The 26,252-nt window shown below is 37.4% G+C and carries 32 protein-coding genes and 1 tRNA gene; 27 read left to right on the top strand and 6 right to left on the bottom strand.

Annotated features, from left to right (window positions below; all coding sequences use genetic code 11):
• Positions 1-35: 35 nt before the first annotated feature.
• The 13 genes from acnB (at position 36) to QNJ66_RS08690 (ending at position 10,739) form a co-directional block, all read left to right on the top strand.
• Positions 36-2,645, top strand: coding sequence for a bifunctional aconitate hydratase 2/2-methylisocitrate dehydratase (gene acnB, locus QNJ66_RS08750; RefSeq protein ID WP_300505322.1), 2,610 nt, complete (start codon positions 36-38; stop codon positions 2,643-2,645).
• A gap of 474 nt (positions 2,646-3,119) precedes the next feature.
• Positions 3,120-5,120, top strand: a complete 2,001-nt coding sequence (locus QNJ66_RS08745; RefSeq protein WP_300505319.1) for a peroxidase family protein — start codon at positions 3,120-3,122, stop codon at positions 5,118-5,120.
• Positions 5,121-5,430: 310 nt separating this feature from the next.
• Complete coding sequence (locus QNJ66_RS08740) at positions 5,431-5,850, top strand: XisH family protein (RefSeq protein ID WP_300505316.1); 420 nt, start codon at positions 5,431-5,433, stop codon at positions 5,848-5,850.
• Complete coding sequence (locus QNJ66_RS08735; protein WP_300505313.1) at positions 5,835-6,176, top strand: XisI protein; 342 nt, start codon at positions 5,835-5,837, stop codon at positions 6,174-6,176. The genes QNJ66_RS08740 and QNJ66_RS08735 overlap by 16 nt, the downstream gene beginning before the upstream one ends.
• 30 nt (positions 6,177-6,206) lie before the next feature.
• On the top strand, positions 6,207-6,437 hold the full coding sequence (locus tag QNJ66_RS08730) for a type II toxin-antitoxin system Phd/YefM family antitoxin (RefSeq protein ID WP_300505310.1): 231 nt from the start codon (positions 6,207-6,209) through the stop codon (positions 6,435-6,437).
• Positions 6,438-6,540: 103 nt separating this feature from the next.
• The gene (locus QNJ66_RS08725) at positions 6,541-6,825 is read left to right on the top strand and encodes a hypothetical protein (RefSeq protein ID WP_366146277.1); all 285 of its coding nucleotides are present in this window, start codon (positions 6,541-6,543) and stop codon (positions 6,823-6,825) included.
• Positions 6,825-7,256 carry an Imm30 family immunity protein gene (locus QNJ66_RS08720; protein WP_300505304.1) on the top strand — a complete coding sequence of 144 codons (432 nt, stop codon included), beginning with the start codon at positions 6,825-6,827 and terminating at the stop codon, positions 7,254-7,256. Before QNJ66_RS08725 ends, QNJ66_RS08720 begins: the two co-directional genes overlap by 1 nt.
• A 6-nt stretch (positions 7,257-7,262) precedes the next feature.
• Positions 7,263-7,526 carry a type II toxin-antitoxin system HicB family antitoxin gene (locus tag QNJ66_RS08715; protein WP_300505302.1) on the top strand — a complete coding sequence of 88 codons (264 nt, stop codon included), beginning with the start codon at positions 7,263-7,265 and terminating at the stop codon, positions 7,524-7,526.
• Complete coding sequence (locus QNJ66_RS08710; RefSeq protein WP_300505300.1) at positions 7,519-7,758, top strand: type II toxin-antitoxin system HicA family toxin; 240 nt, start codon at positions 7,519-7,521, stop codon at positions 7,756-7,758. The genes QNJ66_RS08715 and QNJ66_RS08710 overlap by 8 nt, the downstream gene beginning before the upstream one ends.
• Before the next feature lie 68 nt (positions 7,759-7,826).
• Positions 7,827-8,243, top strand: coding sequence for a XisH family protein (locus QNJ66_RS08705; protein WP_300505298.1), 417 nt, complete (start codon positions 7,827-7,829; stop codon positions 8,241-8,243).
• Entirely contained in the window at positions 8,231-8,572 is a 342-nt protein-coding gene (locus tag QNJ66_RS08700; protein WP_300505295.1) for a XisI protein, read from the top strand. Before QNJ66_RS08705 ends, QNJ66_RS08700 begins: the two co-directional genes overlap by 13 nt.
• 229 nt (positions 8,573-8,801) lie before the next feature.
• Positions 8,802-9,710, top strand: coding sequence for a heme A synthase (locus tag QNJ66_RS08695; protein WP_300505292.1), 909 nt, complete (start codon positions 8,802-8,804; stop codon positions 9,708-9,710).
• Between the two features lie 84 nt (positions 9,711-9,794).
• A complete protein-coding gene (locus QNJ66_RS08690) occupies positions 9,795-10,739 on the top strand; it encodes a heme o synthase (RefSeq protein WP_300505289.1) in 945 nt (314 codons plus the stop codon).
• Between the two features lie 52 nt (positions 10,740-10,791).
• Here QNJ66_RS08690 and QNJ66_RS08685 read toward each other — a convergent pair whose 3' ends face one another.
• Complete coding sequence (locus tag QNJ66_RS08685) at positions 10,792-11,967, bottom strand: transposase (RefSeq protein WP_300505287.1); 1,176 nt, start codon at positions 11,965-11,967, stop codon at positions 10,792-10,794.
• A 260-nt stretch (positions 11,968-12,227) separates the two neighbouring features.
• Positions 12,228-13,733: a C-3',4' desaturase CrtD gene (crtD, locus tag QNJ66_RS08680; protein WP_300505285.1), complete on the bottom strand. Its 1,506-nt coding sequence runs from the start codon at positions 13,731-13,733 to the stop codon at positions 12,228-12,230.
• 118 nt (positions 13,734-13,851) lie between these two features.
• On the opposite strand from crtD, the gene QNJ66_RS08675 reads away from it, so the two are divergent.
• Entirely contained in the window at positions 13,852-14,190 is a 339-nt protein-coding gene (locus tag QNJ66_RS08675; protein WP_300505282.1) for a hypothetical protein, read from the top strand.
• A 214-nt stretch (positions 14,191-14,404) separates the two neighbouring features.
• Here the strand turns inward: QNJ66_RS08675 and QNJ66_RS08670 are convergent, their stop codons facing one another.
• The 3 genes from QNJ66_RS08670 to larC (QNJ66_RS08660) are packed head-to-tail and all read right to left on the bottom strand — an operon-like array spanning position 14,405 to position 16,111.
• Positions 14,405-14,842, bottom strand: coding sequence for a GNAT family N-acetyltransferase (locus QNJ66_RS08670; RefSeq protein ID WP_300505280.1), 438 nt, complete (start codon positions 14,840-14,842; stop codon positions 14,405-14,407).
• A gap of 34 nt (positions 14,843-14,876) precedes the next feature.
• A complete protein-coding gene (gene larC / locus QNJ66_RS08665; RefSeq protein ID WP_300505278.1) occupies positions 14,877-15,311 on the bottom strand; it encodes a nickel insertion protein in 435 nt (144 codons plus the stop codon).
• Between the two features lie 8 nt (positions 15,312-15,319).
• Positions 15,320-16,111: a nickel pincer cofactor biosynthesis protein LarC gene (gene larC, locus QNJ66_RS08660; RefSeq protein ID WP_300505275.1), complete on the bottom strand. Its 792-nt coding sequence runs from the start codon at positions 16,109-16,111 to the stop codon at positions 15,320-15,322.
• Positions 16,112-16,115: 4 nt separating this feature from the next.
• Here larC (QNJ66_RS08660) and QNJ66_RS08655 point away from each other — a divergent pair, with 4 nt between their 5' ends.
• The 11 genes from QNJ66_RS08655 to QNJ66_RS08605 all read left to right on the top strand — a co-directional run bounded on the left by QNJ66_RS08655 (position 16,116) and on the right by QNJ66_RS08605 (position 23,509).
• The gene (locus QNJ66_RS08655; RefSeq protein WP_300505272.1) at positions 16,116-16,769 is read left to right on the top strand and encodes an L-threonylcarbamoyladenylate synthase; all 654 of its coding nucleotides are present in this window, start codon (positions 16,116-16,118) and stop codon (positions 16,767-16,769) included.
• Between the two features lie 35 nt (positions 16,770-16,804).
• Positions 16,805-17,350, top strand: a complete 546-nt coding sequence (rfbC, locus tag QNJ66_RS08650; protein WP_300505269.1) for a dTDP-4-dehydrorhamnose 3,5-epimerase — start codon at positions 16,805-16,807, stop codon at positions 17,348-17,350.
• Positions 17,351-17,359: 9 nt separating this feature from the next.
• Positions 17,360-18,211: an isocitrate lyase/PEP mutase family protein gene (locus QNJ66_RS08645; RefSeq protein WP_300505266.1), complete on the top strand. Its 852-nt coding sequence runs from the start codon at positions 17,360-17,362 to the stop codon at positions 18,209-18,211.
• A 318-nt stretch (positions 18,212-18,529) separates the two neighbouring features.
• Positions 18,530-19,255 carry a V4R domain-containing protein gene (locus QNJ66_RS08640; RefSeq protein WP_300505265.1) on the top strand — a complete coding sequence of 242 codons (726 nt, stop codon included), beginning with the start codon at positions 18,530-18,532 and terminating at the stop codon, positions 19,253-19,255.
• Complete coding sequence (locus QNJ66_RS08635; RefSeq protein ID WP_300505263.1) at positions 19,252-19,632, top strand: hypothetical protein; 381 nt, start codon at positions 19,252-19,254, stop codon at positions 19,630-19,632. Before QNJ66_RS08640 ends, QNJ66_RS08635 begins: the two co-directional genes overlap by 4 nt.
• 10 nt (positions 19,633-19,642) lie before the next feature.
• The gene (locus QNJ66_RS08630) at positions 19,643-20,137 is read left to right on the top strand and encodes a phycobilisome protein (protein WP_300505261.1); all 495 of its coding nucleotides are present in this window, start codon (positions 19,643-19,645) and stop codon (positions 20,135-20,137) included.
• A gap of 4 nt (positions 20,138-20,141) precedes the next feature.
• Complete coding sequence (locus QNJ66_RS08625) at positions 20,142-20,816, top strand: V4R domain-containing protein (RefSeq protein WP_300505259.1); 675 nt, start codon at positions 20,142-20,144, stop codon at positions 20,814-20,816.
• Between the two features lie 21 nt (positions 20,817-20,837).
• The gene (locus tag QNJ66_RS08620) at positions 20,838-21,320 is read left to right on the top strand and encodes a 2Fe-2S iron-sulfur cluster-binding protein (protein ID WP_300505257.1); all 483 of its coding nucleotides are present in this window, start codon (positions 20,838-20,840) and stop codon (positions 21,318-21,320) included.
• A gap of 271 nt (positions 21,321-21,591) precedes the next feature.
• Positions 21,592-21,912, top strand: a complete 321-nt coding sequence (locus tag QNJ66_RS08615; protein WP_300505256.1) for a 2Fe-2S iron-sulfur cluster-binding protein — start codon at positions 21,592-21,594, stop codon at positions 21,910-21,912.
• 40 nt (positions 21,913-21,952) lie between these two features.
• The gene (locus QNJ66_RS08610) at positions 21,953-22,900 is read left to right on the top strand and encodes a tetratricopeptide repeat protein (protein WP_300505255.1); all 948 of its coding nucleotides are present in this window, start codon (positions 21,953-21,955) and stop codon (positions 22,898-22,900) included.
• 535 nt (positions 22,901-23,435) lie between these two features.
• Positions 23,436-23,509, top strand: a tRNA-Asp gene (locus QNJ66_RS08605).
• Between the two features lie 83 nt (positions 23,510-23,592).
• On the opposite strand, the gene QNJ66_RS08600 is transcribed toward QNJ66_RS08605, so the two are convergent.
• Complete coding sequence (locus tag QNJ66_RS08600; protein ID WP_300505253.1) at positions 23,593-24,033, bottom strand: IS200/IS605 family accessory protein TnpB-related protein; 441 nt, start codon at positions 24,031-24,033, stop codon at positions 23,593-23,595.
• Positions 24,034-24,182: 149 nt separating this feature from the next.
• Between QNJ66_RS08600 and QNJ66_RS08595 the strand changes: the two genes are divergently transcribed.
• The gene (locus tag QNJ66_RS08595) at positions 24,183-24,893 is read left to right on the top strand and encodes a hypothetical protein (protein WP_300505251.1); all 711 of its coding nucleotides are present in this window, start codon (positions 24,183-24,185) and stop codon (positions 24,891-24,893) included.
• 291 nt (positions 24,894-25,184) lie between these two features.
• A partial coding sequence (locus QNJ66_RS08590; protein ID WP_300505249.1) for an RRXRR domain-containing protein occupies positions 25,185-26,252 on the top strand: 1,068 nt, incomplete at its 3' end.

Below are 26,252 nucleotides of genomic sequence, written 5' to 3'. Positions count from 1 at the left end.
CTTAAGTAAATGTGAAGAAAAGGAGACACTACTAAATGCTAGAAAACTATCATAAACACGCAGCAGAAAGATCCAAACTTGGTATTCCCCCCTTACCTTTAACCGCAGAACAAACATCGCAACTATGCGAACTCTTAAAACATCCTCCCGAAGACAAAAAAGAAGAACTTTTAAGCTTATTACGGGATAGAGTTCCCCCTGGTGTGGATGAAGCAGCTTATGTTAAAGCGGGGTTTTTAACAGCAGTTGCCAAACAAGAAATAACCTGTCCCCTTATCTCTCCTCAAAGCGCGATAGACTTATTAGGAACCATGATGGGAGGTTATAATGTACAATCATTGGTAGAGTTGCTCAAATCTTCTGACACCAGCTTAGCCTCAGAAGCAGCCACCGCACTCAGCAAAACCCTGTTAGTCTTTGACGCATTCAACGAAGTCTTAGAACTCTCCGAAAGCAACCCCTACGCTAAACAAGTCATCGACGCATGGGCCGAAGCTACTTGGTTCATCAATAAACCAGAAGTTCCTGAAAGCATAAACGTCACCGTCTTTAAAGTCCCAGGGGAAACCAATACTGATGACCTATCTCCAGCCCCCCATGCAACCACTCGTCCCGATATACCCCTGCATGGGTTAGCCATGTTAGAGTCGAAAATGCCAGAAGGTATTGCAACCATAGCTAGACTCAAAGAGAAAGGCTATCCTGTGGCTTATGTTGGCGATGTAGTCGGTACCGGTTCCTCCCGTAAATCAGCCATTAACTCCGTTTTATGGCACATTGGACATGATATACCTTATGTCCCTAATAAACGCGCTGGAGGCTACATTTTGGGGGGGAAAATAGCCCCTATTTTCTTCAACACCGCAGAAGACTCTGGGGCCTTTCCCATCGAGTGCGATGTTTCCGATATGGAAACCGGCGACGTTATCATCATCTATCCCTACAAAGGAGAAGTTGCTAACGAAGAAGGAGACATTATTGCCACCTTTGACCGCAAACCTGAAACTATTTTAGACGAAGTTCGGGCCGGGGGACGCATTCCTTTACTCATTGGACGCGCATTAACCGATAAAACCCGTGAAGCATTAGGACTCGAACCCAGTACCGTGTTTGTCCGTCCCAGTATTCCAGAAGACACCGGCAAAGGCTTTACTTTAGCCCAGAAAATGGTGGGTAAAGCTTGCGGTTTGCCTGGGGTTAGACCCGGAACATCTTGTGAACCCATGATGACCACCGTTGGTTCCCAGGATACCACAGGACCCATGACTAGGGATGAGTTGAAAGAGTTAGCTTGTTTAGGGTTCAACGCAGACTTAACCCTACAAAGTTTCTGTCATACTGCTGCTTATCCCAAACCGGTTGATATTAAAACCCATAAGGACTTACCAGACTTCTTTTCTACCCGTGGAGGTGTAGCGTTGCAACCAGGTGACGGTATCATCCATTCTTGGTTAAACCGGATGTTATTACCGGATACAGTGGGAACCGGGGGAGACTCTCATACTCGTTTTCCTTTGGGTATCTCGTTTCCTGCTGGTTCCGGTTTAGTTGCCTTTGCAGCAGCATTAGGGGTTATGCCTTTGGATATGCCAGAATCAGTATTAGTTAAGTTTACTGGAAAGTTGCAGCCGGGAGTAACTTTAAGGGATATTGTTAATGCTATTCCCTGGGTTGCTATTCAAGAAGGTAAATTAACTGTGTCCAAAGAGAACAAAATTAATGTTTTCAATGGCCGTATTATGGAGATGGAAGGATTACCTGATTTAAAAGTAGAACAAGCTTTTGAATTAACCGATGCAACGGCAGAAAGGTCTTGTGCAGGGTCAACTATTAAGTTAGGAAAAGACACTATCGCCGAATATTTGCGTTCCAATGTTTCCTTAATTAAAAATATGGTTGCACGGGGTTATCAAGACCCTAAAACCTTGATGCGTCGCGCTGCCAAAATGGAGGAATGGTTAAAAAATCCCGTTTTAATGGAAGCCGATGAAACAGCAGATTATGCTGATACTATCGAAGTCAACTTAAGCGAGATAAAAGAACCAATTGTTGCTGCACCCAATGACCCCGATAATGTTAAATTGATGTCCGAATGTGCAGGGGATAAAGTAGATGAAGTATTCATCGGTTCCTGTATGACCAATATCGGACATTACCGCGCTGCCGCCAAAATTTTAGAAGGGGCAGGGCGCATTAAATCTGTTTTGTGGATTTGTCCCCCAACCAGAATGGATGAAAAACAGCTACGGGAAGAAGGTATTTATGGTGTTTTTGCTGCATCTGGTGCCAGAACCGAAATGCCGGGATGTTCTCTATGTATGGGCAACCAAGCAAGAGTAGAAGACAATGCAACAGTCTTTTCTACCTCTACCCGTAACTTCAATAATCGGATGGGTAAAGGTGCGCAAGTTTATCTCGGTTCGGCCGAGTTAGCTGCGGTGTGTGCCTTATTAGGAAAAATCCCTACCGTTGAGGAATATATGGAAATTGTTACCCAAAAAATTGATCCCTTTGCTGATGAATTGTACCGTTATTTGAACTTTGATCAAATGACAGGATTTGAAGACGAAGGGCGAGTTATTCCCTTAGAAGAAATGCCCAAAATTGAAGATATTTTAGGCATTCCAGCAGGGGCTTTAAGTTAACATCTTAGGGTGGGTAATGCTCACCCTAAATTCATTGATCTTTCTTTTCTCCTAAAAGGGAAAAAGATTCATAAGTTTAGGATTATTCCTAAATGTAATGGTCGCTATTTTGTCGCTCAATTTGTCTATGAAATTAAGGAAGAAATAGTAGAGAATCTAGATAAAGATCCATGTTTAAGCTTAGACTTAGGACTGAATAATTTAGTAGCAGCAATTTATAGAAATGGGTCGTTATTTAATTATAATTTAACATTCTTATGTAGTATCAATCACTATACAAAATCTTTGGTTTTTCTGAGAAAGTTCTCAAATACAATTGGATTTAGTGGGTACCAAATATAGAACTACACATTTTTGTTAGGACGTTTTATTGTTATATGTTACCCGTTCCCTTCCACAAAATTCTATCTGTCCTAACTATTTTTTGTTGTTCTATAACTCCACTCTGTCGAACATTAATTTAAAGGACTAACTATGATTGATGATATTTTTGAGAATAATGATATTCTCGACGACGCGTTTAACCTATCGAGAGATGAACAAACTCTTCTCAGTGAATTAGGGGGACCAGGGGTTTCCTTAGACGATGATTTCTATCGAATTAGAGTCACCCCAGGTTCTTTAGACCTATCCATCGAGCTATTTTTCGATCATGAACAGGGAAATCTAGATTTATTCCTCTTTGACAGAAAAGGAAATCAAATCGCTTCTTCCACCTCCCTCAATGATAATGAAATTTTCAATGTTACCGTTGCTGAAGCAGGTAGATATTTTATCAAAGTAGGTTCTGGGGAAGTAGATAGTTCTGGTAATCCTGTTTTTTCAGGCAATAACTATGACTTGCGTTGGAATGATGTCATTTCAGAAAACAACTTTCGGACCTTTAACGGTTTAAATAATAATTTACTTAACCCCTTATACGGGGAAGAAGGGATTCAACTGTTGCGCTTGAGTCCGGCAGCCTATGAAGATGGCTATTCCGAAGCCAGAGGGGGCGGTATCGATACACCTTTAACCCTTCCCAGTGCTAGAGCTATCAGTAATGCTATTGCGGATCAAGGAGAAGTCTCTATTCCCAACAGTTTCGATCTTTCAGACTGGTTTTGGCAATGGGGACAATTTATTGACCATGATCTCGGTTTAACCGAAGCCGTTCCCATGGGAGAACCCTTTGATATTCCTGTTCCCGCCGGTGACCCTGATTTCGATCCCAACAACACAGGGACTCAAGTTATCCCCTTAACCCGTGCTATTTTTGACCCCGACACCGGTTTTGATCCCGGAGATGGTTCCGCTAACCCCCGCCAACAGATCAACGAAATTACTGCTTTTCTTGATGGCTCCATGGTCTATGGTTCCAATGCCACCACTGCTGCTTCTTTACGGGCTAATGATGGCACCGGCAGAATGGCCACAAGTATCGGTAACAACGGAGAGGAGTTACTTCCCGTTGATGCTGATGGTAACTTCATGGCAGGGGATGTCCGCGTTAATGAACAATTCGGTTTGATCTCAGTCCATACCCTTTTTGTTAGAGAACATAACCGTCTAGCAGATAGAATGGGAAGGATTTTAGATAGGGGAAATGGTAATAGATTTAGACGGCTCAACAACTTATTTCAAGAGTCCGAGTTAAGTCGTGGGGACTTCATTTATGAATCTGCCCGTCGTTTGGTTGGCGCAAAAGTTCAGATTATTACTTACAATGAGTTTCTGCCCTTACTTCTAGACGATGATGTAATTGCTGATTATGAAGGTTATGACAACACTGTAAACCCGGGAATTTTTACAGAATTTTCCACTGGTCTTTTCCGTTTTGGCCATACCATGCTGTCTCCCCAACTGCTACAAGTAGATGACGCTGGCAATGTGGACTCCGTAGCACTACGGGATGCCTTTTTCAACCCCAGTGCTATTGTAGCTGGTGGGGTTGATTCCTTCCTCAGAGGATTAGAACTCCAAGAGGCCCAAGAACTTGATACCCAGCTCGTTGATGATGTTCGTAACTTCTTGTTTGGACCTCCAGGAGCGGGCGGTTTTGACTTAGCTTCTCTCAATATCCAACGGGGACGGGAAACTGGCGTTGCTGATCTCAACACGGTTCGTGAGAGTTTAGGGTTAGATGCTTATGAAAGCTTTGATGAGTTAACTGGAGGTGATACAGCATTAGCGGACAAGTTTGAGTCCGTTTATGATTCCATTGACGATGTGGACCTCTGGATTGGTGGTTTAGCAGAACAACAGTTTGGCGATAGCATTGTCGGAGAGACCATGAATGCTATTATTGGTCTGCAATTTAGCAATTTACGGGACGGCGATCGCTTCTTCTATGAAAACGATGAGTATCTCGATAGATTAGCAGGTATTGTGGATAAAAGACTAGAGAATACGAGCCTCGATAAGATTATTGAGGCCAACTCTGGTGTAGATATTACCGGTAGTGCGTTTATCGTACCTGAAAATTTACCTGTGTAGTTGCCAATTTCCTTATCCTTAAACAATAAACCCCTCCTTTAATTATGAGGGGTTTATTGTTGCTAAAAGTTTCACCTTAATGTCGCAATTCCTCACAAATTATTGTCGATGAAAACCAGCTTAAACTAATTATTGTAAATACAGAACAAGAGGTAATTACACAATTAATCTAATAACAAATTATCGTCAAATAAATTAAAAAGTTCTCACAGAATATGAAAAACTCTTTATGACCCCGAAACTCGTAAATATACAGACTTTGCGATCGCCTATAATAAAACTATACCCTAAAATAACTATAAGGAGGAAAATGCCAGCAAAAGATGTTTACCATGATGCAGTTAAAAATGCTTTAATTAAAGATGGTTGGACAATTGTAGCTGATCCTTATACCATTGAATATGAAGGTGATAATCTTTATACTGATTTATTGGTAGAAAAGACTTTATTAGCTCAACAAAAAGGACAAAGAATTGTTGTTGAAATTAAAAGTTTTATCAATCCTTCTCCTATGAATGATTTTCAGAAAGCATTAGGTCAATATCTTTTATATCGTGACTTTCTCGAATTTTCTCAGAAAGATTATGAAATTTATCTAGCAATTAAAAATGGTGTCTTTAATACTTTTTTTCAGAGAAAATCAATTCAAGCTGTTGTCAAACGTCATCAGATGCAATTGCTTGTTTTTAACGATAGAAAGGAGGAAATTAGCTCATGGATAAAATCGTAAAGTATAGAGAGTTCATTAAAAGCATTCTCACAGAATATGATCAATTAGTCAATCAATCACCAGATCATCAATCTGAAACTTGTTTAGTATTTGATGAAAACCATGATCATTATCTTTGGTTAACAGTTGATTGGCAAGAAGATAAACGTCTAAAATCAACTCATGTTCATATACGAATAAAAAATAATAAAATTTATATAGAAGAAGATTGGACAGAGGAAGGTATTGCTAATGAGTTATTAAGACAAGGTGTTCCAAAAGAGGATATTGTTTTAGCTTTTTATGATCCTGAAAGTCGAAAATATACAGACTTTGCCATCGCTTAAATACTTAACACTTAATTTAAGGAGATAAAAATGATTGAATTACATCCTGAATTTTTAACTAAGAATGGAAAGAAATTTGCTGTTTTACCTTATGAGGAATTTCTGAAAATTCAAGAATTATTGGAAGAAACACAAATAATTGAAAACAGCCACATTATGAGTATGAAAAAACAAAAATTCAATAGTATTAAACTAAGGCGATCGCCTATAATAAACCTATCCCCTAAAATAGTTACAAGGAGACAACATTACCCAATCTAAACTACTTACAGGAGAAGGACAAGTCGGGACGTACGGCAACTTGTTAAAATTAGGTCGTAGAGGAGACAATTTAACCCCTCATCATGTTCCCTCCAATGCTTACATGAAAGCTAAAGTCAAAGATTACACAACGAATCAAGGAATTGCTATCATGATGGAACATTTATCACCAGGAAAAGGGGGTCGTCATCGCCAAACTTCATCCTATGGTAGAAGTCCAGACTTAACCCTTTCACCTCGGCAAATACTAGCACAAGAAGTGTGGAATGTTCGTTCTATTTATTTTAGTCACAGACTCTATAACTCAAGTATCAAAAAAAGTTTACAAATGCTTATTCAACTTAATCAAGAGACTTGGCCAACTGTTTTTTATAAAGGAGTAATCTAATGAGTAATTTACTAAAAACTTTAAAAGAAAATCGCTTGATGAAAACTCCTGAGGAGGTAATTACTTTTGAAGAAACTTTAGAAAATATTGCGGAAGACCCTCATTATGAATATTTAAAAGACTTACATCTTATTTTAGATGATAATTGTGAGCAAGCTGACATTATGTTTGGGTTAGTGCATTTTTTAGAATCTTTTGAACTACAAAAACAAATTGAAGCTTTTATTGCTGTTATTCCACAATTAATGATTACTGCACCAGAATGGACAAAAATAATTCATTATCGAATAATAAATGATGAATTAGCTTGTAAAAATTATCAAGAAAATTTAGAATTAGCTAATGAAAAAACACCTCATTTCCTCTACCAACTCTTAAATGAAAGCGTTAAAAATCATATTAAATCAAAAAAAATTTTAGCAATTAGTTAAATAAAAATGAACTTTTACACCGTAATCCTCCGAAAAAGCGCAGATTATTGGATTTCATTATGTCTCGAAAATGGATTAGTGGGACAGGGAAAAACTCCAGAACAAGCTATTGATAAACTTAAAGAAGCAATTGAATCTTTTTTAGAAGTTTATAATAGTGAAGATAGTGTTTATTCTCGTCCTCTTCATATTGATGAACTCCATGAATTTTTAACTATTGAAGATTCAGAATCTTCTGAAATATACGAACTAAGAAAAGTTTATGCCTAAAAATATTCCTTCTCTTAAACCCAAAAAACTAATTAAAATTCTTGAAAAAGGAGGTTGTCAATTTTATCGAGAAGGAAAAGGAGATCATCGCTTATATATTCGAGAAGTTGATAAACAGCGTAGAATTGTTCCTATAGATATTGGTGCAAAAGAAATCTCACCTGCTTATGTTTTACGCATTTTTAGACAATTTGGTTTTAGTGATGAAGAAATTGAAAATTTGTTGAAATAAATTAATAAAAATTAAGAAAGCGATCGCCTATAATAAATACATACACTAAAATAAATATAAGGAGGAAAATGCCAGCAAAAGACACTTACCATGATGCAGTTAAAAATGCTTTAATTAAAGAGGGTTGGACGATTACAGCAGATCCTTATAGAATTAAATACAAAGATGCTGAATTATTTGCTGATTTAGCAGCAGAAAAACCCATTGCTGCTGAACGCAGTGGGCATAAAATAGTTGTTGAAATCAAAAGCTTTTTAAGTCCCTCACCAATGAGAGATTTTGAAGTTGCTTTAGGTCAATATATTTTATATCGAGACTTAATTAAGCTAACTGAACCAGAATATACAATTTATTTAGCTATTAAAGATAGTATCTATGTAAACTTTTTTGAAAGAGATTCTATCAAGGAAATTAGCAAAATAAACCAATTACTTTTAATTGTTGTTGATGTGGAACAAGAGGAAATTTTAGAATGGATAAACTAGAAAAGTATCGCCAATCTATAAAAAAAGTTCTAACAGAATACCATGAATGGGTTTCAGGTTCATCGAACTTAAGTAGAGAAAGCTGTCTTATTGTTGATGAAGTACATGACCAATATATGTGGTTATTTATGGGATGGGAAGGCAAGAAAAAAATTAGAAATATTCATGTTCATATACGAATAAAAAATAATAAAATCTATATAGAAGAAGATTGGACAGAAGAAGGTATCGCTAATGAATTATTAAGAGAAGGTGTACTAAAAGAAGATATTGTTTTAGCTTTTCATGATCCTGAAAGTCGAAAATATACAGATTTTGCCATTGCTTAAACCCTCTAAGAGATTAAAACATAATTAAATTTAAGTCTTGGTTTGTTAACTTAAGTAAAGGCATTATTAACCTAATCAAAAGATTAGGAAAAGTTCCTAAAAATTCCGTCACAAATCAGAAACCCTTCAGTAGAATCTGACTAGCTCTACTTTTAAAGAGACAAAATTTTGTAGCAAAATCAACATTTTGCTAACAAGAAAATCTGTTAAATAAAGTGATTAGGATGCTATGACAGAATCTGTTCTTACAGGACAAATAACCACCACAAGCGATCGCCCGAAAGTCCAAAAATGGATGAGATTTTTGGTGTGGAAAATTGCGATCGCGACCCTACTCTTGATGGCTGTAGGAAGTGCCACAAGGGTAATGAATGCAGGGTTAGCTTGTCCCGACTGGCCCCTATGTTATGGTCAGTTAGTCCCCACCCAACAAATGAACCTGCAAGTCTTCTTAGAATGGTTCCATCGCTTAGATGCTTCCCTCATTGGCTTAAGTACCCTGGCCTTAGTAGGACTTTCTTGGTGGTTTCGCAAAGAACTCCCCAAATGGCTACCCTGGGCTTGTTTAGGGGCATTAGGACTCATTGTTTTTCAAGGCATTTTAGGGGGTTTAACCGTCACACAAATGTTGCGGTTTGATATTGTTACCGCCCATTTAGGAACTGCCCTTCTCTTCTTTGCCAGCTTAGTGATCATTGCCCTCTGTCTCACCCCCTACCAAGGCACCACCACCGCCGGTAAACTGCGCTGGGCCAGCCTGACAGCAGCTATTTTAGTCTATGTTCAATGCTTATTAGGGGCGTTAGTGGGTTCCCGTTGGGCCTTGCATCAATGCTTTGGCGGTTCCCAACTGTGCGCAGTGATGAATAGTCATATTATCGGTGTGGTTCCTGCAACCTTAGCCACCTTAACCGTTGTTTTCATGGCTTGGCGAACTCCGGCACTACATCCAACCCTGAGAAAACTCGCTTGGGTAGCTGGTGGGATCGTTGTTTTACAAGTCCTCTTAGGGGTAGCCACTTTTTACCTACGTTTACAGGTGGAACCTTTAACCGTTATCCATCATACCGTCGGGGCTGCTTTATTTGGTACATTAGTCGCCTTGACAACTTTGGGAATGCGAGATGCAAAAGCCTAAAAGTTAGTATTTTTCGCTTTTTATTCCCTATTTCTTCGTGCTTAGCACAATAAACTATCAATCCATAGAATTTGGTGTGAATTAATGATTGGGACTGATCTTGTCCGTCGTAACGAGAACCTTTTACAAGTAGTTAGAAGTTATTATCAACTAACCAAACCGAGGATTATTCCTCTATTATTAATCACCACGGCCGCTTCAATGTGGATGGCCTCTAAGGGTGAAGTGGACTCTTTTAAACTCTTCATTACCTTATTAGGAGGAACCCTAGCGGCAGCTTCTGCGCAAGTGATGAACTGTATCTACGATCGCGACATTGACTATGAAATGTTGCGGACTAGAACCCGTCCCATCCCATCAGGCCGTGTTCAATCTAGTCACGCCCTCATTTTTGCAGTGGTGTTGGCGGTGATGTCTTTTAGTCTTTTTCTCCTTTATATAAACCTTCTCAGTGGTTTATTAGCCATGTCCGGCATTGTTTTCTATATGCTGGTGTATACCCACTTCCTGAAGCGCAATACTCCTCAGAATATCGTTATTGGTGGGGCAGCAGGTTCAATTCCTCCTTTAGTAGGTTGGGCCGCTGTAACAGGGGATCTCAGTTGGGCCCCTTGGATATTATTTGCCATTATTTTCCTCTGGACTCCCCCCCATTTCTGGGCTTTGGCTTTGATGATCAAGGATGATTATGCACAGGTTAATGTTCCTATGATGCCTGTTATCGAAGGAGAAGAGTCAACTGTGCGTCAAATTTGGTGGTATACCTTATTAGTGATTCCTTGTACTTTCTTGTTAGTCTATCCTGTGGGGGTTTCTGGTTGGTTGTATGGAGTGATCGCTGTTTTATTAGGGGCGATATTTATCAAGAAAACCTGGTTACTAAAACAAAATCCTTTTGATAAGGATATGGCAAAATCTCTGTTTAAGTTTTCTATCCTTTATCTAATGTTGTTATGTACTGCGATGGTTGTGGATAGTTTACCTCTTACCCGTGAAGTATTCATGGCGATGATAAATTTTGTTAGTTAATAGGACTTCATATCTCCTTTAATTGAAATACCAAGGTTGTAAGGTTCCCACGCTAAGCTGTCGCTATAGCGTGGGCTTTCTGTAGCCCTGAGTCTATGGGACAAGCCAACAAACTCGAACCTCCAGGCAGCCTTACACTCTGCCCCACTAAAGCTATCATTAACGCGCCGTTCAAATCAGCATCTCCAATCCAGCCACAAGTCTTATTGCTACACTTAAAAGACTTATTATTTCTCAGTCCAATATGCAGACAACAATGACAAGTTTGGCTCGTATATCTAGGGTTAATTGCTACTACTTCAATTCCTTCAGAGATACCTTTATATTCGAGAAAAGTTCTTAACTGATAAAAAGCCCAAGAATTAGACCGCCTTCGTTCAGTTTTATTTCTAGGTTGTTGATTAGTTCGTTCTCGAATTCCCGTTAAATCTTCAATAGATACGAAGGATTTAGATTGTTTAGCCTCGTTGATGATAGCTTTAGATATATTATGATTAATCCATGCTTGATATCTTCTCTCTTTCCCTGATAGCCGTTTCAAAATCTGTCGACATCTACGCCGGGTTGATCTTGTGCCTTGGGATGCCTTTTTCTGCAAAGAAGCTCTAACACGATTCAATTTATCTCGTTTTTCTTGAATTTCCTTTCCTGACCATGATTTATTAGTGGAGGTAAATGCTATGTCTCTTCTCCCAAAATCAACTCCAATAACCTTATCTGTTTTAATCGGTTTTGGAGCATCAGATTTAAGTTGAATATGAACATACCAATCACCATCTTTGTGTTGACAAACTTGTGCCGATGTTGGATTTTGACCTGATAGTTTTCCTCTATGATAATTACTTACTCTGAGATGGATTTTGGCTCGTTTTCCAGTTGTACTGATACTTGCTAGATAACCAGTCTCAATAAAACGAAAAGTGCGAGCATCACAATCAAAACTGGTAGGTTTGAATTGTTTAACTTTTCGACCTTTATGTTTAGCAGTTAAGCGATTAGCCGCTACTCTTGCACAAGCTCTAACAACATGATTAGCTGTTAATCCAAAACGTTCTTTAACGTCTTGATAACATACAGCTTGAATTGAGTTTCTATTGGTCAAATTACGTTTAACAGTCTCATTGATCCAGTTACAAGCATCAGCAAACGCCTGAGCAGTATCGTCTAATAATTGACTCTGTTCGGGGTTAGGTTGAAGCTTGACTACTAGGGTTAAGACTTGTTTCATCGACCTTAAAAACTCACCGAGATGAGTTTAGCATCAAAAACGTACTTCGTGTTGATATAGCAGTCGCCAAGGCTATTAGGACATTTTTCTGTTGCCTGTTGCCTGTTGCCTGTTGCCTTAAAATACAATTTATGTGTCCTAACTAACCTGTCTATTGCTATATATTGGTCGCAATTCCTCTTAACGCTAACATTCGTATAGCGTCAGCCTCCTTGCGACATTAAGGTGAGGGTGGTTAAAAACCTTCACAACCTTGATTTTTAGGTCATTCTTTCGATTTGTCTAACAGCAGTTAAGGCCGAATAACTAACTCCTGCTGTACCTTCTCCGGGGTGGGTAGAGTCTCCTACTAACCAAATATTTTTGACGGGGGTACGGGTAGCGATACCAAAGGGACCGAAAGTAGATACCCGTTGGCCAACACCTCCGACTATTCCTTTATCTCTAGCTGTATAGTAAGCAAAGGTGCGAGGGGTGGCTGCTTCTTGATGAATAATAGTATCAGCGTTGAGGTGGAAATAGTTGCTTAAACGGGCGATCGCTTCTTGGCTATATTGTTGTTTTAATTGTTGATATTTCTCTTTACTTATATTATTCCATATTTGAGTATCGGTGAAACTAGAGGCAATAATTGTTCTTTGTCCTTTTTTTGCCCTACCATCTCCAGGTTTACTTACGGAAACAAACAAGGAATTATTTTCCCCAATGATGCCATCATAATCATAGAAAAATTGCAGATGAGGGGGACAACTTTCGGGGATAGCTTTTTCATCAACCCCCAAATAAATAACAAAGGCCCCAGACGCTTCGGGAAGTTTATCAACTCTTTGTTGATACAAGTTAAACCCAGGTTTAGTGGGTGTCTCAATCATCTTAACTAAATTTTGGACAGGAACATTAGTCACCACATGATCGGCTATTTTGGTGATGGTTTCCCCTGTTTTGCGAACACGAATAGTAACTTTAGTTTTCTTATCCTCAAGGGTTTCTATTTTCTCAACAGAATGGCCAGTGAAGAGTTTTCCCCCGTATTTTTCTAACCCTTCCACTAAGCGATCGCTTAATACCTGCATACTTCCTTGTAAATGATATAATCCTTGGGGTTCCTGGGATACTCCTAACGCTGTAGCTGCATATAATAAAGCGGTTTCATCAGTATCAACTTGAGAATATAATTTTAATTGTAAATCGAGGAAGGTTTTTAATCTGCGATCGTTATATAATCCATACAACCGTAAAGCATCCCCCACCGTCATCAAGGTAAAAGGAACTGTGATTAATGTATCTAAGCGTAGCGCGTTAGTAAGTTGCCAAATATCCCAAAGGTTGCGAGGAGGTAATACTGGATCTCGGCCTTGAAACTTCCAACTTGCTTGAAATAGTTTAGCTAATAATTGCCAAAAAGGTTCACTTCCGGGGAACTGTTGTTGTCTTTCTTGTTGCCATTTTTCGGGATCTCGCCAAACATTGATCGGTTGGGTTTCTCCTGGTAAAAAAACGGCACAAGCAGGATCACAAGGAGTAACTGGGGGTAAGTCAATGTCTAATTCTTCAAAAATGCGGTGATGAATGCCTCCGGGTTCTAAACCTGCTACTTGAGTTGCTCCCACATCGAAGGTAAACCCCCGACGTTTGAAGGTTGAGGCACAACCTCCAGGCACATAAGCCTGTTCATACACACTTACATCATATCCTCGACGAGCGAGTAATGCCCCGGCCGTTAATCCACCTATTCCTGCTCCCACGACTATAGCTTGTTTAGACACGGTTTAAATTTTTGTTATAAAAGTTTATATTTTTCTCATTATATATTTATTTGTAATTCCGAGGTACGAAGAATCTAGTGCTATTTCATCTCTAATAATTGTTAAAGTAAATGAAGATATGATAGATTTTGGAACAAATATGCCCAGTAGACAGCCAAAACGTATCCAGATGAAAGCCTTAGCCCCTTATGAAGATCGATTACTTGCTTGTCTGTCGTTTTTTCGCTTCAAGCGCGAACACACTGTACAGGCTAGGCATTGCCTATCGATGTATCTGAGGCAAGGGGAAAACAGAATCAAAAATGAGGTTGGATTTTATGCTAAGCGGCTTGGGATGGATACTGATGAGATGATTGAGTTGATTTATGAAGATCCAGAAAAAGCTGAAACCCTACTCAAGCAAGCATTTGAGAGTGACGACAATGCTTTATTGATGGACGAGGAAGACAATATATAGCACTTCTCATACTTGTGAGGTACAGAGTTTTCTAGTTTTAGGAGTTCGGAGTTAGGAGTTCGGAGTTAGATATTAGGTGTACCTCATGAGTCCGAGAAACGCTATAGACGAATGCCGCTAACAATTAATAATTAACAATTAACAATTAACAATTAACAATTAATAATTGTAATTCCGAGGTACGAGTAATCTCTTTGACAATGGATAGTAAAATCTAGATATATTTAATCATTTTTATGTGAATAATATCTGCTTCTGTAAAGCGATCGCCTATTGGTTCAAATCCTAATTTTTCATATAAAATTTGAATATAAACTTGAGCATGAATAACAATTTTTTGATATTTTTCTTGTCCTTTAATAAAGGTTATCGCTTCTTTCATTAATGCTGTACCGACCCCTTGACCTCTTGAGGAAGCTAACACTGCTAATCGTTCAATTTTGGCGGTATTTTTATCAAGATATCTAACTCTTGTTGTTCCTATTGCTTCCTCATTTATATACGCGATAAAATGAACACAATTATCATCATAACCATCAAATTCTAAAACAGGATCGACTCCTTGTTCTTCTTGAAAAACACAAGTTCTGATGTTTTTAATTGCTTCTATTTCATCTTGATAATTAGTTATTTTAATGGTTAATTTACTCATAGTTTTTAATGATTTTAATAATATCAAAAGAGAATCAAGACATAGAATTAAAAGACTCTAAGACAATTTTTTGAATAGTAGTTAAAGGTTGATTAAACTTAAGAGCGATCGCTGCACAATCTTCATATTCAGGATGGACATTAATAATAGTTTTATTCTCTCCTTTTCCTTGCGTTGCAATCTTAACCCTAACCTCTCCATACTTTGTATTAACTATTTTAATTTCTCGATCTAAAATCGAACGTTTCTGAATAGATTGACGAATACCCAATGTGGTTGTTTCTCTAAAAATAATCTTCTCACAAACATCTATTTTATCAACAGCACAAATAACCGTTAATAAAATACCAGGGCGTGACTTTTTCATCATCACCGACTGAGTAAAAACATCTAACGCCCCAACATTCAATAAAATATCAAATAAATAACCAAAAACTTGCGGACTTAGATCATCTATTTGGGTTTCCAAAACAGCAACTATGTCGACATTACTGTTTTTTTTTCTGTCACACTTTCCCCTATCCAGAGACGTAAAATATTAGGGATAGATAAATCTTTTGAACCTGCACCTAAACCAACTTTTTCTAATATCATCTTCGGAGGTTGACCAAAACTTTTAACCAGTGTAACAGCGATCGCTGCTCCTGTGGGTGTCACTAATTCTTTGTCAATATTGTTACTATAAATAGGAACTTGACGGGACTCCCATAACTTCAACACCGCCGGTACTGGCACAGGTAAACGGCCATGTGCGGCATAAACCGTTCCCCCACCAGTAGGTAACGCTGAACAGTATAACGTCTCAATGTCTAAATAATCTAGCCCCAGACAAGTGCCTACAATATCCACTATGGCATCTGTTGCCCCTACTTCGTGGAAATGTACATTTTCCGGTGGAACTCCGTGTACTGCCCCTTCTGCTACCGCTAAACGACGGAATATATCCAGACTCCATTCTGTCACCCGTGACGGTAAGTTTGCCTCTCGAATCATAGCTTCAATTTCAGGAAGATGACGAGCAGGGGTATGATGATGGTGGTGATGGTCATGATCATGATCATCATGCTGAAGCAAGTTAACATGAACCTTAGTGGCCTGTTGTCCATTGCGCTGTACTTTTTCTTGACTTAACTCATATTCGTGGTCAATTTTTAACCCTTTGAGTTGCTCAATCAAGTATTCTAAAGGAACACCACTATCCACTAATGCTCCTAAACACATATCCCCAGCAATACCTGTCACACAGTCTAAATAAGCTATTTTGGTCATAATTATGGCTATTTTATACGATTTACATCCTAAAAACCCTCAAGACCGTCGCATTGACGAAATATGCGATTCCCTTAGACAAGGGTCCGTCATGTTATATCCAACAGATACAGTATATGCGATCGGGTGCGATCTTAATAGTAAATCAGCCGTGCAACGTGTGCGAAAATTAAAGCAATTATCTAATGATAAACCGTTGACTTTTTTATGTTCTTCTTTGTCTAATATTTCCCATTATGCAGGAGTAACTGATGAAGCTTATCGTATTATGAAACGCTTAATTCCTGGCCCTTATACTTTTTTATTACCAGCTACTAAAGCTGTGCCAAAATTAGTGATGAGTCCTAAGCGAAAAAGTACAGGTATTCGTGTACCTAATCACCCAATTTGTCAAGCTATTTTACAAACTTTAGAAAATCCCATTGTTTCTACTTCTGCTCATTTACCCGATGAAGATGGAGAGCTTCCTACTCTTGGCTTAGAAAAAGCTAAATTATTTGACATTTTAGAAAGTCAAGTTGACCTTATTATTGATAATAGTTTAGAACCTGGTTTTGATGTGTCTACTATTTTAGATATGACTTCTGATCCTCCTTCTATTATGCGTCAGGGTTTAGGGTGGGAAGAATTACAAAATTGGGTGACAATGCAAGTTTAATTCAGTTATTATTTATGGGTTACCAGTTATTAATTATGAAAGTTATTCAAACAAAAATTCCTGATGTTGTTATTATTGAACCCCGAGTATTTGGGGATGATCGAGGCTTTTTTTATGAAAGTTATAACGAAAAAGCGTTTACAGAAGCAACAGGAATAGAAAGAAATTTTGTCCAAGACAATCATTCGCGATCGCAGCAAAATGTCTTACGGGGACTTCATTATCAAATTCAACAACCCCAAGGAAAATTAGTCCGTGTTGTTGCAGGAGAAGTGTTAGATGTAGCAGTTGATATTCGCAAAAGTTCCCCGACTTTTGGACAGTGGGTAAGCTGTCTTTTAAGTGCAGAAAATAAACGTCAATTTTGGGTTCCCGAAGGATTTGCTCATGGTTTTGTTGTCTTATCAGATGCTGCTGAATTTCTTTACAAAACCACTGATTATTATGCCCCACAACATGAAAGAAGTATTCTTTGGAATGATCCTGATCTGGCTATTGACTGGCAGTTAAAAGGAGAACCAAAATTGTCAAAAAAAGATCAAGAAGGTTTACCTTTTAAAAAAGCAGAAATATTTGATTGAAAATTGTTTATGAACTCAGCAAAAACCTTACGTCAACTATTAGATAAACCTGGAATTATAGCTGCCCCTGCTGTTTATGATTGTCTGGGATCTAAATTAGCCCAAAAAGCAGGATTTTCTTTTATTTTCACCAGTGGTTTTGGGATGTCTGCTTCTTTATTAGGACTCCCTGATCTGGGATTTTTAACTGCAACAGAAATGTTAAATCAAGTTAGAAATATTATAAAATCTGTCAATATTCCTGTTATTTGTGATATAGATACTGGTTATGGAAATATTTTGAATGTACAAAGAACAGTAGAAGATATTGTTGATTTTGGGGCAGCAGGAATTATTTTAGAAGATCAAGAATGGCCGAAAAAATGTGGTCATTTTGAAGGAAAAAAGGTCATTGAAACTGAAGAAATGGTCAAAAAAATAAAAGCAGCAGTAAATGCTAAAAATAACAGTGATTTAGTCATTATTGGCAGAACTGATGCTAGGGCAATTTATGGACTAGAAGAAGCATTATATCGAGGTAAAAAATACCAAGAAGCAGGGGCAGATATTATCTTTATTGAAGCCCCCCAAACTAAAGAAGAATTAGAAAAAATTGCTAATTATTTTCCTGATATTCCTTTATTAGCAAATATAATTGAAGGTGGAAAAACACCCTGTTTATCCTTAGAAGAATTAGAAACAATGGGGTTTAAAATAGTCGCTTATGCCTTATCAGGGTTATTAAATTCTACTAATTCTATGTTTCAATGTTTCCAACAATTACAAGCAACAGGAAGCACAAAGATAACTGATAATAACTTTCAATTTGAGGACTTTAAAGCTTTAATTGAAGTTGAAAAATATAGGGAATTGGAAATTTAAAGAATTCAAAAGGAGTCAGAAGTAGTAATAGTTAGATATCATCTTAAATAGCAAATTATAAGGTTTTTAAAAGCTAAATAGTCTTATTTTTCAACTTTTTTCTCCCCTCCTGCCTCCTGCCTCCTGCCTCCTGCCCCCTGCCCCCCTTAACTAGAGCGTTTCGAGCTTAACCAGGCAGTATTGGTTTGTATCAGTCTGTACAACCCCTGATACTTAGAGAACAAACCCTGATAATTTGCTGATAACCACTGAGGAAGTCGGCCAATTATCTTTTTACAATGAAATTACATTTGATAAAGTATTGAGGTTTAGTATAAGATGGTTTTCACCTCAAGTGATAGCAAACAGGAAACAAAACAGTTAGTAACTAATTTTGAGCATCCTTTAAAAAAGAAATATCCGAAGAGACATCATCATTATGCCTCAGAAGATTTCTTTTCTTTCCAAACAGAAACAGGCAGTATTATTGATTGGAACGAATCTCGGAATATTCTCACCAGCGAAGACTTTATTCTAGGATTAATTGAAGGACTAGAAGAAGAAATTGGTAGTGCAGCAGGAGTGATTGCCTACAACATAGGTAAAGATTGGGGAAAGCGAGATGCCGACTTTTTTAAAGAGTGGCTTTATGCCGAATATGAATATAAGAAACCCCTCAATCAAATGAACCTCAACTATATTTTAGAAGCTTGGTGGTGGCGTTTTACAGCGCAAGGTTGGGGTAACTGGGAAGTGGATATGAGTGAGCAGAAAAATGGCTTTATGTTTGTCAACATTTTTGATTCTGCTGTTGCAAGAACTTTAGGAGATGTTGGTAAGCCAGTTTGTCATATTTATGCTGGTTTATTAGCTGGATTTTTTAGCAAGTTAGTCAATAAAGACCTCAATGCCATTGAAATTCAATGTTATGCCATGGGTGAAACCTATTGTAAGTTTTTAGTTGGCAAACAAGACAGAGTTGATGCTGCAACTTTCTGGTTAAACGAAGGGGCCTTAGCTAAGGACATTGAAAAGAAATTACATCATGGGGAGTATCTTAAATGATGAGTAGGCAAACATGGTCGAGTGTCAGTGTTTATGACTTTTTTCGTACTTGTAATTGGGTAGGAGAAACCACCAGTCTACAAAATTTAGATGCCGTTGAATTAATAGAAAGTGCGCAGTCTTTATTGGACTTAAATCTCAAAGATTTTCTTAGACAATCCAACTGGAAAGGACAACAAGAAACACAGACTTTTTCAGAGCAATTTCAACTTGCACCTGAATCTTTATTCAGTCTTTCCGTTAATAGTTTTTTCCGAGAAATTCGTTGGAAAAAACCGCCAGAAATTGCGCCTATGTCTAAAAAGTCTTCCTTGACACCTCCAAATCATAACACTTCTTCCGATTTAGATTTAAACAACTTATCTGATTTATTCTAAAACAAAGATCATGCAGAAAGATTTTGAAAACTTATTTTATGAAGCTGAAGATCACTATCTTGAATCTTCAGACTTACAATCCCTAAAACAAGGGGCAGCAACCCTTAAAGAACGCCTAAAAATTTATCAAAGTTTACGAGATCAAGAAATACCTATATTTCAGGATATTGCTTATAGTTTAGTAGAGGCTTTTCCTGATGAAAATATGCAGCGTTTGGAACAAGCATTAAAACACTGGATGTCAGTGATGCGATATGGCGCAATGGCCATGTTATTAAATAATCCCGATTATTTCAGACATCGCCTTTTAGAATGGCTCACAGATGTTATTCATGCTCAAGAAATGGTAGAGATTGAAACCCATATTTTTGAAAACTTAATAAAGGGTTTAGAAGAAAAATTAACCATGGAGCAAATGGTTATTTTAACTCCATTTCTAAAACAGGCAAAAATGATGCTACTAGAAACAAAACCCGAATCTGAAACCTTAAAAGTAGGAGCATAAGTTAATGATTGATGTTGCAAATTTAGTTAAAAAATCTTCCTTTAAAGGCAATTACTTTTCTCCAGATATTTATCTTCAAGGAGACTTTGAATTTGGTTTATTAGAGAATCGTAGTGGTTCCCGTTTATTAGCCCTTCCCCAACCTTTATTAGAGGCACTTTATAACACTTTAGAAGATGAACTGGGTGAAGGAAGTAGTGTTGCTTTATTCAGTATTGGTCGTTGGTGGGGAAAAAATTTCTATCAGAGATTTGCTGATGAGTTAGGGGAATACTACGAAAAACCTCTAGCACAAATGAACATGATTCAATTTGTTCAATGCTTAAAAGAATGCTGGAAAGCTCATGGTTGGGGAGTCCTTGATATTAACCTCAAATACTATCAAAATGGTTTTCTAGTACCGCAAATTTCTAATTCTCCTTTTGCTCGGTTTGCTACTCAAAATAAGCGTCCTATGTGTTTTCTGGAAGCAGGAATTATGAGTGCTTTTTTCAGTAAATTAACAGGAGAAGAATTACACTGTATTCAAACCACTTGTGAATCTATGGGAGCTAATTCTAATTACTTTGTAATTGGTTTAGCTGAAAGAATTAACCCCATAAAAGCATGGCGAGAAGAAGGTCATGATCATCATAAAATAATGGAATTATTGTGTCGTGATCAATTACGTAAAAACTAATCAATTGAGGAGATTTTAGACATGGCAAAAACAGTTAAACTTGACCCTATTAACGAGAGGGTTGATATACTAACTAACGATAATCTTTTAAGTGGTTTACTAGCCAAAGATTTGAAGGTTTGGAAAGAATGTGGTGGTCGGGGAATGTGTTCCACTTGCCATGTTTTTATCACGGAAGGAATGGAGAGTTTATCTCCTGTTAACCGCCGAGAAATTCGCACTATGGATGTGATTACTACCGCTAATAAATGCTCTCGTTTAGCTTGTCAAGCAAGGGTTATCGGAGACGGAGTTGTAGTAGAAGTTCCTTCGGGGATGTATGTCAGTGAAATCGAAAATATTGAAGATTTAATTGGCAGTCGTGCTAAAGAAAATATCCTCCATCCTGTCACCGGTGCGATCTTAGTTGAAAAGCGTAAATTGGTCACTCGAACTATGATTACACAGCTAAAAGATACGCAAATAAAAGTATCTGAATATATGGCAAAAATTCAAGATGCTTAAATAGTTTTAAAACTAATTTTATTATCGAGGAATAATGATTTAGATCGTTTACATGATGGGATTTTGATTTAGTTACAAAAAATTATTCATTCTGTCGGATATGAGCGTTTTGTAAGGACACACTACCCCATAATTTAGGAGGTAATCCAACAATATTTAACTCCTCAAATATCTAAGTTCATATTACCTGCATTTCAACTAGATTGCACTATTTTAGGTGCTTAAACTTTTTTTATCAATCATTTAATTATCAACATTTAAGGAGCTACAAATGAGTGAAACTAACAGTTATTTTCAAGTCAAATTAGTTAACCCTAAACATGACTTAAATAAAACTATTGGGGTGTCCTCAGAAGAGTACGTTCTTGACGTTGCGGAAAGTAAAGGTATTAAACATCCTTATTCTTGTCGTGTCGCATCTTGTCTTGATTGTTTAGGTAAAGTTGTTTCTGGGAAAGTTGAACAAACAGAAAAGGCTGAATCTTTCCTTAAACGAGATGAATTAGATCAAGGATATATTTTACTTTGTGCTTGTTCTCCTACATCTAATTGTACCATTTTAACCCATCAAGAAGAAGAATATTTAAACTAAATATTCACCATTAATTAAACTTCAAACAGGATTGAATATCATGGAAAACCAAGTAGAAACTCAAGAACTAGAAACTCAAGATAGTAACAGTAATTTATCTGACATTTTTGATATTTTATCAGGAGTTGGATTAGTTGGAGGTGTAGTTGGCTCTTTTTTGAGTAACGCTTCTTTTGCTGCTATTCCTATTTCTTTTTCAGTTGCTTTACAAATTGCTAACCGTCGTCAATTAAAAGTAGAATTAGCTCGAATTCAAGAAAGTTCTACAATGGAAATGACACAACAAATGAATAGTAATCATTCTAGTCTTGTAGGACAATTACAACAATTAAAAGAACAGGGAGCAAAGAGTTTAAATCAGCAAGATCAGAAATTTCAAACCCTGGTTAATGAGTTATCAGATAGAGTTCAAGACAATAAAGAATCTTTTACTCTGTTAAATGGAAAAGAAAATGAACTTGAGCAATTTGCTCATCAGTTAGAGTCTCAACTGAATAAAGTTCAAAATGTTGTTGAAACCTTGCAAAATATTGAAAACTTATCTCAAATAATTCGCACTAACTCAGAGGGTGCAGAAGCTTATTATCAACGGGGATTGAATCATCAAAAATTAGGAGATAAAACAGGGGCGATCAAAGACTATACAGAAGCCTTATATTTAGAATCTAATTATGCTAAAGCCTATCATAATCGAGGTGTTCTCTTAGCAGAAATTGGTAATAGAAAACAAGCAGTTGAAGACTTACGTTTAGCCGCTAAATATTACTTTGAACAAGGTGATATCGACAGCTATGAACAGGCCAGAAACCTCGGTAAAGAATTTTATCAGGTTCGCCATTCTCCAGTTAATAGCGAAACAGTAGCAACAACAGATTCTCAAGGCGAAATGAGTGAAGAAATGACCTCCGCACCAATGGATTTAGTAACAGTCGGTGGTTTATTTGATGATGAGATTGATGGTGAACAAAACATCTCTATCTTGGGTTAGACTAGCTTGAACACACCCCAACTAAATCACAGATTATAGTTGGGGATTCACTTGCACCCAGAAGTTTTTAGACTTCTAAGTGTCCCTAAGCAAACTGGTGTCCGCAGTGTATTTGTAGAACTTTGGCTAACAAATACCTTAGAGAAATACTTATCCCCAATTAAGACAGAATACCAATACCTTGCCCCGATATTATATGAGGCGGACAAATCGGCATTATATTGTTTGCCATTTGGAAACCTACACAAAGAATAATTCTTTTTACTGCGTTTAACTTTCCCACTACCATCAAAAGCATAAGAACTGGTATATTTAGGGTTAACTGTTTGCACATCTCTCCCAAACTTCTTTCTCCCTAAAGGGAGAGGCTTGAAACCAAAATGTTCAATGTTCAATGTTTGGTCAACAGACTTGAGAAAAGTGCTATCAGCTTACTCACACCCATGTTCCTCAGACTTGTTTAAAATTTTTTTTTGAAAACACTTGACAAATTCTGCTATACCTTGTTACGATAGTAATCGGCTCAAAAGAACAAGGGACTGTAGTTCAACTGGTTAGAGCACCGCCCTGTCACGGCGGAAGTTGCGGGTTCGAATCCCGTCAGTCCCGTAAGACGCTTAAAATAGCATACAAGAAACTTCTATTGGTTGCCTTATAATTGAACTACCCTAACGCAAGGCTATGGGGATTCTTTACACGATAAAGTATCGTCTTGGAGCGTCCAAAATCCCCTCTAATACCTCTCTCTTTTCAGAAAGATTGGCTTTACTTTTACGTCCAATGTTGGCAGAAACATTAATATCTGAGTTGACTAATTTTTTATTCTTAGTCCGATACAAACCTCTTTTTATTCTCTTTCCTGAAAATTCATAGGTTTGTGGATTATCTGCATTATATTCTGGTAGATTATCTAAATCTAATGCACTCGTTAAACTGGTATAGGATTCTTCTTGTTCGATGTAATTAATTCCATATCTTTTACACAAGTAGGCTAGTTGTTGCCTCAGAGCATGAAAAGGAATCTGTACAAAGTGTTGATTATTGATTTTGCCAATGTTAATACTCGTTTTAAAATTAAGGTTTATAAGGAGTATTAGACTGGAAAAAGTAGGAGATAATTTAACTCTTAACAACTCTTAACTGAAAACTAAATACTGACGGCTGAATGCTTATAATTAAAGACATCTAGAAATTAATCGACTTTAGAGGACAACAAGAGTGATACAATTAAGAGTTATGTAGGTAAAACCTCTGATTAAACTAGGGATTTAAAGGAGAAATTATGGAACCTAAACGAGAATTTTTCCCAAGGTTGAAAAAAACGATAATGCCTCGTCCTTATTTTGCCACAGAAAAGGATATTTTGGGACAAAGAGGAACAGCAGCAGCAGCAGACGCAGCTATTTATGGTTCAAATTGGTATTTGGACAAAGAACAAGGATTAATTGAAATTTACGAAGCAGGGGCGGCAATTAGTTTTTTTAATCTTCTTCCTCGCAAAAATAAATATGAAAAAGAAGGACTTTATTTACGATTAAAAATTGCTTACCGAACCACAGAAAATGCTAATGTTAACATTCGTAATTTTTCAGGAAATCATGTTACCTTAGCTAACAGTCTTACAGGAGATATGTACGATGATCCCCAAACTTATTGGTGGGTAACTGATGATTTAACCCTTAATATTAATTCTCTTTTTTCAGGGGAAAAACTCTGGATACAAAGAGTTGACTGGGAATGGATGAGTAAGGAAATTATTTATGAAGATGAAATTTTTGGTAAAAATACAATTCTTTATCGTTCCCTAGAAGATATCCAGAAACTTTATGAAGATAAAGAGATTACTGATGACGATGTGAAAGACTTTTTACGAGACAAAATTAAAAATGATGACTGGTTTGCCAAAAAATGTCTTGTCATGTTACGAGAAGAACAATTAATGGGAGAAAAATTAGTTAAACTTTTTGAGGATAGTGGACTAGAATTATTCTAATTTAGAGTCAACTACCTCGACCCGCCTAACGGCTGAGGTCGAGGCTTGCCAAAAAACCTAGAAATAGGTTTCACGGTAGGCAACGCAAGAGTTGGTTAGGGCATAGAGATTTGGTGGGGATAAACGTACAAATATTTCCCTAGTTTGTACAGGCCACTTGCTCCTGGGGGAAACCCCCAAGACCGCAGTGGCTCCTCTTTACGGTCTAGTCGTGAATAGAAGATACGCTCATCAAATTGCCCGAAGGGACGTAGATTTTATCTACAAATACATCTTAAAAAGGTGCATTATATGACTAATCAAGTAACAAGAATTCCAGTAAAAGATCCAGTTGGCAAACCATTAATGCCGACAACACCAGCCCGTGCTAGAAAATGGATTAAGTCTGGTAAAGCTATTCCTAAGCGTAATAAATTAGGAGTATTTTATGTCCAATTAACAAAAGAACCATCAGGTCATGAAGTACAAGAAATTGTAGCAGGGACAGATAGAGGCAAAGCTTTTACAGGAATTGCTTTCCAGTCTAAATTAGTTACAATTATTGTCTTCCATCTTTGTTTACCAGGATTTTATAAGTCGAAAAAAACTAAAAAAGATCGTCAATCGGTAACAGGGAAAATGGCGAAAAGAAAAGAGTTAAGACGTTCTCGACGTGCCAGACGTATTGATAGGACTAAACCTTTTAAGCTCCGTAATCATAGAGAGAAAAGGTTTAAGAATCGTCGTCAAAGCAAAATACCTCCCAGTGTACTTGCTAACCGCTTAATGGAATTGCGAGTATTACGAGAAATGTCTAAACTGCTACCAATAGCAGAAATTAGAGATGAAGATTGTGGGGGTTATACAATCAAGAATGGACGAGGTATTTCTCCTGTTACTGTGGGACAAGAATGGTTTAGAAAAGAAGCCAGGAAAATAGCTACCGTCGTTCCCGTAGATTCTAAAACTACAGGAAGTTTCCGAGAAAAATTAGGGTTAATAAAAGAGAAAAAGCATAAAGATAAACAATCTATAGAATCTCATGGAAATGATGCCATTGCCATTGCTTCTTCTGCTTTTATCAAATATCAATCTTTTCAACGTGGCAATAATCATGGTCATGAATGGATTGGTCAATGTTTAGTTACTCAAACCCCTTTTATTGTATTAACTCGCCCTAAATTGTTCAGACGTAAACTCCATCAAGAACAGTATAAAAAGGGAGGAATTCTCAAGCGTCAAGGAGGAACAATAACTCCTTTTGGATTTCGGTCTGGGGACTATGTAGAAAGCAGTCGCAAAGGACAAGTTATAAGGGGATGGATTGGAGGATTTACCAATAGTAAATCTTCTAAAAATGTCTCAATCTATGACCATAAC

The sequence above is a fragment of the Crocosphaera sp. genome, from assembly GCF_030064895.1.
Taxonomy (GTDB): domain Bacteria; phylum Cyanobacteriota; class Cyanobacteriia; order Cyanobacteriales; family Microcystaceae; genus Crocosphaera.
Note: the sequence above shows the minus strand (reverse complement) of the source record. Positions and strands in the feature narration are given on the sequence as shown.